The sequence below is a fragment of the Bacteroides sp. MSK.20.12 genome (genome assembly GCF_019052435.1).
Classification (GTDB): domain Bacteria; phylum Bacteroidota; class Bacteroidia; order Bacteroidales; family Bacteroidaceae; genus Bacteroides; species Bacteroides xylanisolvens.
In genome coordinates this window covers 23110-36847 of record NZ_JAHQVH010000057.1, presented here as the reverse complement: position 1 = coordinate 36847, position 13738 = coordinate 23110, and the positions used below count along the sequence as shown (strand labels likewise).

At 46.3% G+C, this 13738-nt stretch carries 6 protein-coding genes; all 6 read left to right on the top strand.

Going from position 1 to position 13738, the window contains the following annotated elements:
* Positions 1-123 precede the first annotated feature (123 nt).
* The 6 genes from KTR06_RS21995 (at position 124) to KTR06_RS21970 (ending at position 13732) form a co-directional block, all read left to right on the top strand.
* Complete coding sequence (locus tag KTR06_RS21995) at positions 124-1755, top strand: sialidase family protein (RefSeq protein WP_120068257.1); 1632 nt, start codon at positions 124-126, stop codon at positions 1753-1755.
* A gap of 290 nt (positions 1756-2045) precedes the next feature.
* A complete protein-coding gene (locus tag KTR06_RS21990; RefSeq protein WP_120068261.1) occupies positions 2046-4658 on the top strand; it encodes a glycoside hydrolase family 2 protein in 2613 nt (870 codons plus the stop codon).
* A gap of 34 nt (positions 4659-4692) precedes the next feature.
* Positions 4693-7017, top strand: coding sequence for a family 20 glycosylhydrolase (locus KTR06_RS21985; protein ID WP_217290805.1), 2325 nt, complete (start codon positions 4693-4695; stop codon positions 7015-7017).
* On the top strand, positions 7017-9092 hold the full coding sequence (locus KTR06_RS21980) for a family 20 glycosylhydrolase (protein ID WP_217290804.1): 2076 nt from the start codon (positions 7017-7019) through the stop codon (positions 9090-9092). The genes KTR06_RS21985 and KTR06_RS21980 overlap by 1 nt, the downstream gene beginning before the upstream one ends.
* 195 nt (positions 9093-9287) lie before the next feature.
* Entirely contained in the window at positions 9288-12032 is a 2745-nt protein-coding gene (locus KTR06_RS21975) for a SusC/RagA family TonB-linked outer membrane protein (protein ID WP_120068268.1), read from the top strand.
* Entirely contained in the window at positions 12032-13732 is a 1701-nt protein-coding gene (locus tag KTR06_RS21970; protein WP_217290803.1) for a RagB/SusD family nutrient uptake outer membrane protein, read from the top strand. Before KTR06_RS21975 ends, KTR06_RS21970 begins: the two co-directional genes overlap by 1 nt.
* Positions 13733-13738: the final 6 nt, after the last annotated feature.

Below are 13738 nucleotides of genomic sequence, written 5' to 3'. Positions count from 1 at the left end.
CAAGAGCCAGAACGGTGGTCAAAGTATTGACTAGTCCTACCAGAACTTGGTAAAATCAAAGTTTACTGTATTATAGTAGAAAAGTTTTATCTTTATCGCGTTAAACTAACTAATACCCCCATTATGAGAAGAATTTATTATTTACTTTTCCTTATCCTCTTAGGATATTCTTTTGACGTAAAAGCTTCAGACACAGTATTTATCCATGAAACACAAATCCCGGTTTTGATAGAGCGGCAAGACAATGTTCTGTTCTATCTTCGTTTGGATGCAAAAGAAAGCAAGAAGCTCGATGAAATCATTTTAGATTTTAGTAAAAGTACGAATCTGACTGATATTCAGGCAATCAAACTCTATTATGGAGGAACAGAGGCGTTGCAGGACAAAGACAAAAATCGCTTTGCTCCAGTAGAGTACATATCCAGCCACCGTCCGGGTGGGACATTGGCGGCTATTCCTTCCTATTCGATCAAATGTGCAGAGGTGGGATCATCAGAAAAAGTAGTATTAAAAGGTAATTACAATTTATTTCCGGGTGTAAATTATTTTTGGATCAGTTTGCAGATGAAAAAAGATGCCTCTTTGCAGACTAAGATACTCTCTGACTTATGTGCCGTTAAAGTAGATGGGAAAGAACTATGTTGTAAATCTATTTCTCCAAAGAATATTGTTCACCGGATGGCAGTTGGAGTTCGTCATGCCGGTGATGACGGTTCTGCTTCTTTCCGTATTCCCGGGTTGGTGACTACCAATAAAGGAACCTTATTAGGCGTGTATGATGTTCGATACAACAGTAGTGTCGATTTACAGGAATATGTTGACGTGGGTTTGAGCCGTAGCATCGATGGAGGAAAGAATTGGGAGAAGATGCGTCTTCCGCTTTCATTTGGCGAGTATGGTGGTCTGCCTAAAGCACAGAATGGGGTAGGAGACCCTTCTATTTTAGTAGATACTAAGACGAATACCGTCTGGGTGGTTGCCGCATGGACACATGGTATGGGTAATCAACGCGCCTGGTGGAGTTCCCATCCGGGAATGGATCTGAATCATACGGCACAGTTGGTATTGGCAAAAAGCACAGACGATGGTAAAACCTGGTCGAAGCCTATCAATATAACAGAGCAGATGAAAGATCCTTCCTGGTACTTCCTGCTTCAAGGTCCCGGACGTGGAATAACGATGAGTGATGGCACATTGGTATTTCCAACGCAATTTATAGACTCTACCCGTGTTCCGAATGCAGGAATCATGTATAGTAAAGACCGGGGGAAAACATGGAAAATGCACAATATGGCACGAACCAATACAACGGAAGCGCAAGTGGCGGAAATAGAACCGGGAGTATTGATGCTGAATATGCGTGATAATAGAGGAGGAAGCCGGGCTATTGCCATAACGAAAGATTTGGGAGAAACATGGACAGAACACCCATCTTCCCGCCAAGCACTTCAGGAACCGGTATGCATGGCCAGTCTGATTCATGTAGATGCCAAAGACAACATATTAAATAAAGATATCCTGCTGTTTTCGAACCCGAATACGACCAAAGGACGTAATCATATAACAATAAAAGCAAGTCTGGACAAAGGACTTACCTGGTTGCCGGAACATCAATTAATGCTCGACGAGGCAGAAGGATGGGGGTATAGTTGTCTGACAATGATTGATAAAGAGACAATTGGTATACTATATGAGAGTAGCGTCGCACATATAACCTTTCAAGCGATAAAATTGACAGATATAATAAAGGAATAAAGAGTCTGTCCCGAAAGTCCGAAGATTTAAATCTATGCTTACGATTTATAGGTAGAAAGATTTAGCTATAATGAAAAAGAATATCGTTATAATAAAAAAAACGCCATTTTAGCATACATTTGAGGACAGAATACTACTCTTTATTTAACTAATTATAAGCTGAAATTTTAGGCGATTTAATTGTGGCTTTCTGGACAGCTCACGCTAAAACAACATATTTTGTTAAATTATCAGTGAAATTTGCTGAAAAAGTAATATCTTTGAAACCGTTAATATCTAATGCCCCCACTATGATGATTAATTTAATCGGAAAAAAGACTCAAATAGCATGTGGACTACTATGCTGTTGCAGTATGGCATATGCGCAGAGCAATGACAATTCCGAAGTTGTGGTTTTAAATGCAGGTTGGGAATTTTCCCAGGCAGGCACGGAGCTATGGCGACCGGCACAGGTTCCCGGCACCGTTCATCAGGATCTTATCTATCATAAACAAATTCCCGATCCTTTTTACGGTATCAATGAACAGAAGATTCAGTGGGTGGAAAATGAAGACTGGGAGTATCGGACTGCTTTTACAGTTACCCCCGAGCAACTGAAACGGGACGACGCCCAATTAGTCTTTGAAGGTCTTGATACATACGCCGATGTATACCTCAACGGAGCACTGTTGTTGAAAGCCGATAACATGTTCGTCGGCTATACGATACCCGTCAAGTCACAACTCCGTCTCGGAGAAAACCTTCTTCACATTTATTTTCATTCACCCATCCGGCAGACAATGCCTCAATATAACTCTAACGGATTCAACTATCCGGCAGACAACGACCATCACGAAAAACATGTAAGCGTATTCTCCCGTAAAGCCCCTTACAGTTATGGTTGGGACTGGGGAATCCGCATGGTGACTAGTGGTATCTGGCGTCCGGTGACCATCCGTTTTTACGACGCAGCCTCTATCAGCGACTACCACGTAAAGCAACTCTCGTTGACCGACCAGCAGGCAAAACTATCCAATGAATTGGAAATAAATAATATCCTCCCTCAAGCACTTCAAGCAGAGGTGAGAATCAATACCTCCTTCGAAGGAAACACAGAAAAAGGCATTAGCCAGGCAATCACCCTACAGCCCGGAATCAATCATATATCTATTCCTTCCGAAGTGCTGTCGCCGGTACGTTGGATGCCGAATGGCTGGGGAAAGCCCGCTTTGTATGATTTCTCCGCTCAAATAATCGTAGAAGATAAAGTCGTAGCCCAACAATCCCACCGGATAGGACTGCGCACCGTTCGCCTCGTCAATGAAAAAGATCAGGACGGAGAATCCTTCTATTTTGAAGTAAACGGCGTTCCGATGTTTGCCAAAGGAGCCAATTACATTCCCCAGGATGCTCTATTGACTAACGTCACTACCGAACGCTACCAAACCTTATTTAGGGACATCAAAGAAGCCAACATGAATGTCATTCGTGTGTGGGGAGGCGGAACCTACGAAGACGACCGTTTCTATGACCTGGCAGATGAAAACGGAATACTGATATGGCAGGACTTTATGTTTGCCTGCACTCCCTATCCGTCCGACCCAACCTTCCTGAAAAGAGTAGAAGCAGAAGCCTGCTACAACATTCGCCGTCTTCGCAATCATGCTTCCCTGGCGATGTGGTGTGGCAATAATGAAATACTGGAAGCCTTGAAATATTGGGGATTCGACAAGAAATTCACGTCGGAAATCTATCAGGAAATGTTCCAAGGCTATGACAAACTGTTCCGCCAACTCCTTCCTACCAAGGTAAAAGAGCTGGATGCCGACCGTTTTTATATACACAGCTCCCCATATTTAGCCAATTGGGGACGCCCCGAATCATGGGGGATAGGAGACAGCCACAACTGGGGAGTATGGTATGGGCGGAAAACTTTCGAATCACTAGATGCAGACCTCCCTCGTTTCATGAGCGAATTCGGTTTCCAGTCCTTCCCGGAGATGAAGACTATTGCCACCTTTGCGGCTCCTGAAGATTATCAAATCGAATCGGAGGTGATGAATGCCCATCAGAAAAGCAGCATCGGCAATGCCCTGATTCGCACCTATATGGAACGTGACTATATCATTCCCGAAAAATTTGAAGACTTTGTCTATGTCGGACTAGTATTGCAGGGACATGGCATACGTCACGGTCTGGAAGCGCACCGCCGCAATCGTCCCTATTGTATGGGTACATTATATTGGCAATTGAATGACAGTTGGCCGGTAGTGTCATGGTCGGGTATTGATTACTACGGTAACTGGAAAGCCTTGCATTATCAGGCAAAGCGTGCATTTGCTCCCGTTCATATCAACCCTTTGCTGGAAGGTGACAACCTGTGTGTTTACCTGCTTTCCGATCATCTTGACACCCGGGAGAAACTGACGCTGGAAATGAGACTGACGAATTTTGCAGGAAAGAAAGTCGGAAGAACGGTTGTCCTTCCTTCTTTGACTCTTCCGGCCAACACTTCCCAATGTGTATATCGCACTTCGCTCACCACTTTGTTTTTTCCTGCAAAGCGCCCGCTTGCGGATGACCTGCGCCATTGCTTCATGCAACTGACCTTGAAAGACAAATCCGGGCATACGGTAGCCGAAACAGTCTACTTCTTTAGAAAGACGAAAGACCTGCTTCTGCCCAAGACAACCGTTTCCTGCAAGATAAAACAGAAAGACGGCGTGTGCGAATTGACTCTGCTTTCTCCCGCTCTTGCAAAAGACGTCTTTATTGAAATCCCTTTGCAGGGAGCCCGTTTCAGTGACAACTTTTTCGACCTCCTTCCCGGAGAGCGTAAGACAGTTGTTATCACTTCTCCCCAAATAAAGAAAGGAGAGGAGATCCCTTTGACAATCAAACATATTCGTGAAACCTATAATTAATTTATTAATAACTTAACACTTAATTTTTTAGTTTATGAAACAACTCTTAAAGTTAACCGGATGTCTGGCACTAGCAGGACTTTTTGCCTCTTGCCAATCGGCGCAACAGGAAGCCAACTACCAGATCATCCCCATGCCACAAGAAATTGTAACAGCTCAAGGAAATCCCTTCATTCTGAAGAGCGGTGTGAAAATCCTCTATCCGGAAGGAAACGAGAAGATGCAGCGCAACGCACAATTTCTAGCCGACTATCTGAAAACCGCTACCGGAAAAGATTTCGCTATCGAAGCCGGAACGGAAGGTAAGAATGCAATCGTACTGACATTGGGCACGGCAAACGAAAATCCGGAATCCTATCAGTTGAAAGTAACCGGTGACGGAATCACGATTGCCGGTCCTACCGAGGCCGGTGTATTCTATGGCATCCAGTCCCTGCGCAAATCATTGCCTGTGGCTGTCGGCGCAGACATTTCCATGCCCGCTGTAGAAATCAATGACGCTCCCCGCTTTGGCTATCGTGGTGCACACTTCGATACCAGCCGTCATTTCTTTACAGTAGATGAAGTGAAAACTTATATTGATATGATGGCTTTACACAATATGAATCGTTTTCACTGGCATATTACCGAAGACCAAGGTTGGCGTCTGGAAATCAAGAAATATCCGAAGCTGACAGAAATAGGTTCCAAGAGAACAGAAACAGTCATCGGACGTAACTCCGGTGAATACGACGGCAAACCTTACGGTGGCTTCTATACTCAGGAGCAGGCGAAAGAAATAGTAGCGTATGCTGCCGAACGTTATATCACAGTTATTCCCGAAATCGACCTTCCGGGACACATGCAAGCTGCCCTTGCCGCTTACCCCGAATTGGGATGCACCGGTGGCCCGTACGAAGTATGGAGACAATGGGGAGTATCAGAAGATGTGCTTTGTGCCGGAAACGATCAAGTCTTGAAATTCCTCGAAGATGTATATAGCGAACTGATTGAAATCTTCCCTTCAGAATATATTCATGTAGGTGGTGACGAATGTCCGAAAGTACGTTGGGAAAAATGTCCGAAATGCCAGGCACGTATCAAGGCGCTGGGCTTGAAGTCGGATGATAAGCATAGCAAGGAAGAACGTCTGCAGAGCTTCGTTATCAACCATATCGAGAAATTCCTCAACGACCACGGACGTCAGATTATCGGTTGGGATGAAATCCTCGAAGGCGGACTTGCTCCAAACGCTACTGTTATGTCATGGCGTGGTGAAAAGGGCGGTATCGAAGCAGCGAAACAGAAACACGATGTCATCATGACACCGAACACATACCTGTATTTCGACTATTACCAAGCTAAAGACGTAGATAACGAACCATTTGGTATCGGTGGTTACCTGCCGTTGGAAAGAGTGTACAGCTACGAACCGATGCCGGCTTCTCTGACTCCGGAAGAACAGAAATATATCAAGGGTGTGCAAGCCAACCTCTGGACAGAATACATCGCTACCTTCCCTCACGCGCAGTACATGGTATTGCCTCGTTGGGCTGCATTGTGTGAAATTCAGTGGTCCAGCCCTGAAAAGAAAAACTATGCCGACTTCTTGTCTCGTCTTCCTCAACTGATTAAGTGGTATGATGCCGAAGGATACAACTACGCTAAACACGCGTTCGGCGTACAAGCCGAGTTTGAACCGAATCCGGCAGAAGGAACGATGGACGTTACTTTGTCTACTATCGACAATGCCCCTGTCCACTACACTTTGGACGGCACAGAACCCACTACTGCTTCTCCCATTTACGAAGGAGTGTTGAAAATTAAAGAAAATGCCACTCTGTCCGCCAAAGCCATTCGTCCTACCGGCGAGAGCCAGACATTGACAGAGAAGATTGACTTCAGCAAATCCAGCATGAAGCCGATTGTAGCCAATCAACCTATCAATGAACAATACCTCTTCAAAGGAGCTTCCACGTTAAACGATGGTTTGAAAGGAAATAGCAGTTACCGGTCAGGCCGTTGGATCGCCTTCAACGGAAACGACATGGACATGACGATCGACCTTCAGCAACCTACTGAAATTTCGAGTGTGGCCATCTCTGTCAATGTAGCAAAGGGCGACTGGGTGTTTGACGCCAGAAACCTGTCCGTAGAAGTTTCAGACGATGGAAAGACTTTCAAAAAGATTGCTTCCGAAGAATATCCGGCAATGAAGGAGACGGACAAAGACGGAGTTGTTGACCATCAACTTACATTTGCTCCTGTGACTACCCAATATGTGAGAGTCATTGCTTCACCGGAGAAAATGCTTCCGGAATGGCATGGTGGAAAAGGCAAAAACGCATTTTTATTTGTAGACGAAATCAAAATTGATTAATGAATATAAGAAAAGAATACACTAAAGTTTGTCTTTTCTTATGTATACTGGGGATGTGCTTTCATGCACATCCCATTCTGGCACAGTCCGTCATACCTGTCCCATTAAAAATGGAGAAGGGGACGGGCTCTTTTTTACTGTCAGAAAAGACAAGATTTTATACAAACCTACAAGGTGGAGAAGCGAAGCTCTGGGAGAATTACCTGAAGGCATTACCTGTTCAATTAAAGGAAGCGAGAAAGAAAGACAGGAAACAGATGCTTCTCTTATTGATAACCCCCAAGAACCACCAGTTGCCATCACCGGAAAGCTATACTCTTTCCGTTACTCCGCAACAAATCCTGATACGCGCCACTTCGGGAGCCGGATTATTCTATGGTATGCAAACCCTGTTGCAGTTGGCACAACCTTCGGGGGCAGGCAGCTATTCCATAGCCTCTGTCGAGATAGAAGACACTCCCCGTTTTGCTTACCGTGGACTGATGCTGGACGTGTCCCGCCACTTTTCTACCAAAGAGTTTATAAAGAAACAGATAGACGCACTGGCGTATTACAAAATCAACCGTCTGCACCTGCATCTGACCGATGCGGCAGGCTGGCGGTTAGAAATCAAGAAATACCCTTTGCTGACCGAATTTGCGGCCTGGCGTACAGATCCCACCTGGAAGCAATGGTGGAACGGCGGACGTAAATATGTCCGTTTCGATGTTCCCGGAGCTTACGGCGGTTATTACACCCAGGATGATATTCGTGAAATCTTGGAATATGCCCGTCAGCATTATATCACGGTGATTCCCGAGATTGAGATGCCCTCCCATTCGGAAGAAGTGCTGGCAGCCTACCCGCAGTTATCCTGTTCGGGCGAACCTTACAAGAACTCCGATTTCTGTGTCGGCAATGAAGAAACCTTCACGTTTCTGGAAAATGTGCTGACGGAAGTCATGGAACTTTTCCCTTCCGAATACATTCATATCGGTGGCGATGAGGCCGGCAAGTCGGCTTGGAAGACCTGTCCGAAATGTCAGAAGAGAATGAAAGACGAGCATCTTGCCAATGTAGACGAGCTGCAAAGCTACCTGATACACCGCATTGAGAAGTTCCTGAACAATCATGGACGTCATCTGCTGGGATGGGACGAGATTCTGCAAGGAGGCATTGCCCCCAACGCAACCGTCATGTCATGGCGTGGAGAAGAGGGTGGCATCGCTGCCGTAACCTCCGGCCATCGTGCCATCATGACGCCGGGTGCCTACTGCTATCTGGACAGTTATCAGGATGCCCCATATTCGCAGCCGGAAGCCATCGGTGGATACCTGCCGTTGAAGAAAGTATATTCTTACAATCCCGTTCCCGCTTCTTTAACTGCGGAACAGGCGAAGTTGGTCTACGGTGTGCAGGGCAACCTATGGGTGGAATACATTCCCACTCCCGAACACGTGGAGTATATGATTTACCCCCGAATCCTGGCATTGGCGGAAACAGCTTGGTCGGCTCCGGAACGTAAGTCATGGCCGGATTTCCATACCCGTGCATTGTCGGCAGTGACCGATTTGCAGGCAAAAGGATACCATCCTTTCGATTTGAAAAAAGAAATCGGCAGCCGTCCCGAGTCGCTTCAACCGGTCAGCCATTTGGCATTGGGTAAAAAGGTGATTTATAATTCACCTTACAGCTCCCATTATCCGGCACAGGGAAACACTGCTCTGACGGACGGCATACGTGGCGATTGGACCTATGGTGATGGCTCGTGGCAAGGATTCATCTCGGACAATCGCCTCGATGTGACGATTGATATGGAAAAAGAAACCTCCATCCATTCCGTCACTGCCGCCTTTATGCAGGTGGTAGGCGCGGAAGTATTCCTGCCGGAGACTGTGGTGATTTCCATTTCCGATGACGGAACCCATTTCACCGAGTTGCGCAAACAACACTTTAAAGTGAGCAAAGAAACACCCATCCGCTTTACGGATATTTCATGGCAGGGCGAAGCCAAAGGAAGATACGTACGCTATCAGGCACAGGCCGGAAGTGAATTCGGAGGCTGGATATTTACGGATGAGATTATTGTGAAATAAATATTGAAGGCATAAGGATAATACGTATGATGCGCTTTTTTAGGATTATTCCGGCCTAAAGCAACCGTGTAATCCGTATCATCCGGACTTGTTGATTTCAACCTGTCAATATCATTTAAATAAAAGAGGGAATCTACTCAACCAGATTCCCTCTTTTTTTGTTATATTTGTATTATTACCTTAAAAACTAAGAATATGGTACAACACGCTAGACTCATTTTCTATAGCCTTCTTCTTCTGGTAATCCCGTGCGAGGGCACGTTGGCACAGAAGATTCCCGTCGCGCCCATAGACTCATTGATTACCGTAGGATATGCCACCGGAAGTTTGAAAACCCTGTCCGGTTCCGTAGAGAAAATCACGGAGACACAGATGAACAAAGACCAGATAACGAACCCTTTGGAAGCAATCCGTGGACGTGTGCCGGGATTGACCATCCAGCGGGGCTCCAACGGACCGGCGGCTCTGGATGCGGTGCGCCTGCGGGGAACTACCTCACTGACCAGCGGCAACGACCCTTTGATTATCGTCGACGGAGTATTTGGCGACTTGAGTATGCTTACCTCCATTTACCCTACGGATATTGAGAGTTTTACCATTCTGAAAGACGCTTCCGAAACCGCACAGTACGGTTCGCGAGGTGCATCCGGTGTGATAGAAGTCACCACCAAAAAAGGGATGAGCGGCAGGACACAGGTAGCTTACAACGGTAGCTTCGGGATTTCCACCGTCTACAAGAATTTGAAAATGCTGTCCGGTGATGAATTCCGTCGTGTAGCATCGGAACGAGGCATTTCCATTCTGGACAAAGGGAACAATACCGATTTCCAGAAAGAGATTGAGCAGACAGGACTGCAACAGAATCATCACATCGCCTTTTATGGCGGTTCCAGTGAGTCCAGTTATCGTGTTTCCCTCGGTTTTATGGATCGTCAGGGAGTGATTCTGAATGAAGACATGAAGAACTTCACTTCAAATATGAACATGAATCAGAAAATGTTCGACGGCTTCCTAAACTGCGAGTTGGGAATGTTCGGCTCCATTCAGAAGAACCATAACCTGGTAGATTATCAAAAAACGTTCTATTCGGCAGCTACGTTCAATCCTACCTATCCCAATCATAAAGACCCCGTCACCAATTCGTGGGACGGAATAACGACCGCCAGCCAAATCACCAATCCATTGGCATGGATGGAAGTGCAGGACGATGATGCCACTTCGCACATCAGTACGCACGCCCGTCTCACTTTCGATCTGATGGAAGGACTGAAACTAAGCCTGTTCGGTGCCTACACTTACAATATCGTAGAAAATTCGCAATACCTCCCCACTTCCGTCTGGGCGAACGGTCAGGCATACAAAGGAACCAAAAAGCGCGAATCCTTATTGGGAAACATGATGCTGACCTATAAGAAAAACTGGAAAAAGCATTTCTTTGACGTACTGGCACTTGCCGAACTTCAGAAAGAGACTTACACAGGCTATTATACCACAGTCAGCAATTTCAGCACCGATAAGTTCGGGTATAATAACCTTCAGGCAGGAGCGCTCCGTTTGTGGGAAGGCACTAATTCCTACTACGAGCAACCGCGCCTGGCATCTTTCATGGGACGCTTCAATTATACATACGCCGACCGCTACGTACTGACGTTGAATGCCCGTACAGATGCTTCCTCCAAATTCGGAGCCAACCATAAATGGGGCTTTTTCCCCTCTGCGTCCGCGGCATGGGTGATTAGTGAAGAAGAATTTATGAAGCAGTTCCCCGTGATAGACAATCTGAAATTCCGTATCGGTTACGGTCTGGCAGGTAACCAAAGCGGGATTGACTCATACACAACGCTGAATCTTGTCAAGCCGAACGGTGTCGTCCCCGTCGGAAACTCCGCCATTGTATCTTTGGGAGATCTTCGGAATACGAATCCCGACCTGAAATGGGAAGTGAAACACACCTTTAATACCGGTTTCGACATCGCTTTATTCGGCAACCGCCTGTTGCTTTCCGCCAACTATTACAACTCCCGCACCACGGATATGCTTTACCTTTACAACGTAAGCGTGCCCCCTTTCACCTATAACACCTTGCTTGCCAATATCGGCTCCATGCGCAACTGGGGTACGGAAATCGCCATCGGTATCACCCCTTTGAAAACGAAGGACATGGAACTGAATATCAATGCCAACATCACCTTTCAGCGCAACAAACTGCTTTCATTGAGCGGTATGTATAACGGCGAAATGCTTTCCGCTTCCGAATATAAAAGTCTTGCCAGCCTTGATGGAGCCGGCTTCCACGGCGGCTACAACCACATCGTTTATCAGATGGTGGGGCAACCGTTGGGCGTGTTCTATCTTCCTCACAGCACCGGACTGGAGTCCGACGGAAACGGTGGATATACCTATGGCATTGCCGACCTGAATGGCGGAGGCGTCAGTCTGGAAGATGGTGAAGACCGCTACGTGGCAGGACAAGCCGTACCCAAAACGATTCTGGGATCTAACATCAGTTTCCGTTACAAGCGTTTCGACCTGTCTTTGCAGATCAACGGAGCCTTCGGACATAAAATCTACAACGGAACTTCCCTGACCTATATGAACATGAATATATTCCCCGACTACAACGTAATGAAGAAAGCTCCGCAACAGAACATCAAGGATCAGACCGCCACCGACTATTGGCTGGAAAAGGGAGATTACGTCAACTTCGACTATGTGACGCTGGGCTGGAACGTGCCGATTGAGAAGGTGCAGAAACTAAAGAAATACGTCCGTTCCCTGCGCTTAGCATTTACTGTCAACAATCTGGCAACCATCTCCGGTTATTCGGGACTTTCGCCCATGATTAACAGTTCCACGGTGAACTCGACGTTGGGCGTGGACGATAAACGGGGGTATCCGTTGGCACGGACGTACACCTTAGGATTGAGTATTAACTTTTAATGGAGGAGGAGAGGATGAAACGATATATGAAAAATAGAAATCAGTTTTTGCAGATCTCAAAGCAAATAATCTACCCTTCAAGAATATTATTATTTTTTCTGGTGACGAGTCTGACCTTATTTTCCTGTGATAAGTTCTTACAGGAAAATCCGAAAGACAAACTACCGGAAGAGGATGTCTACAATACGATCTCGGAAGTATATCTCAATGCGGTAGCTTCACTTTATACTTACATAGGCGGTTATAGCGACAGTCAGGGATTGCAGGGAACGGGTAGGGGAGTCTACGACCTGAACACTTTCACTTCCGACGAAGCCATCATCCCCACCCGTGGAGGCGACTGGTACGATGGCGGTTTCTGGCAAGGACTTTACCTGCACGATTGGGGAGTAGAGAATGACGCTATTCAAGCTACATGGGAATATCTTTACAAAGTCGTCATGCTAAGCAACAAATCGCTCGAACGGATAGACAAGTTTGCCGAAACCCATTCCGATGCTGCACTTCCGGCATACCGGGCGGAAGTGCAGGCCATGCGAGCCATGTATTATTATTATCTGATGGATTTGTTCGGACGCATCCCGTTGGTTCAATCCTCTTCAGTGGCAATGAAAGATGTTGTCCAGAGTGAACGGAAAACGGTTTTTGAGTTTGTATTCAAGGAATTGCAGGAAGCGGCTCCTCTGTTGAGCGATGCGCACAGTAACCAGTCCGGTCCTTATTATGGCCGTATCACCCGTCCGGTAGTCACTTTCCTATTGGCTAAACTGGCTCTGAATTCCGAAGTCTATACGGACAATGATTGGACAGACGGACAACGTCCAGACGGAAAAAACATAAAGTTTACAGTGAACGGCAACGAACTCAATGCGTGGGAAACAGTCATCTACTACTGTGACCAGCTTAAGGTGCTGGGATACAACGAATTGGAACCAAAATACGAAACCAATTTCTCCATTTTTAATGAATCATCGATAGAGAATATTTTTACCATTCCGATGAATAAAACCTTGTACACTAATCAAATGCAATATCTATTCCGCTCCCGCCACTACAACCATGCCAAGGCGTACGGCCTAAGTGGTGAGAACGGCCCCAGTGCAACTATTGAAGCCCTCCAAACCTTCGGTTATGAAACAGCCGAACAAGATCCCCGCTTTGATATTTGCTATTTTGCGGGAGTGGTGCGCGACCTGAAAGGAAACATCATCAAGCTGGATGATGGCACCGTATTGGAGTATCTGCCTTGGAAAGTAGCTCTGGATATTACAGATACCCCGTATGAACAAACAGCAGGAGCCCGTATGAAGAAGTACGAAGTCGACCCGACTGCCACAAAAGACGGTAAATTGATGGAGAATGACATTGTACTGTTCCGCTACGCGGATGCTCTGTTGATGAAGAGTGAAGCGAAAGTGCGCAATGGAGCCAGTGGAGATGAAGAACTGAATGAAGTCCGTAGCCGCGTCAATGCCTCCTCTCGCACTGCCACTTTAGAGAATATCCTTGCCGAACGTCAACTGGAACTGGCTTGGGAAGGTTGGAGACGTCAAGATTTGGTTCGCTTCGGGAAGTTTACAAGAGCTTACAGTAGCCGTCCGCAATTGCCGGATGAGGGAAACGGATATACTACCGTGTTCCCTATACCGGAGAAAATACGGGTGATGAATACGAAGTTGAAGCAGAATCCGGGGTATTAACAGCAG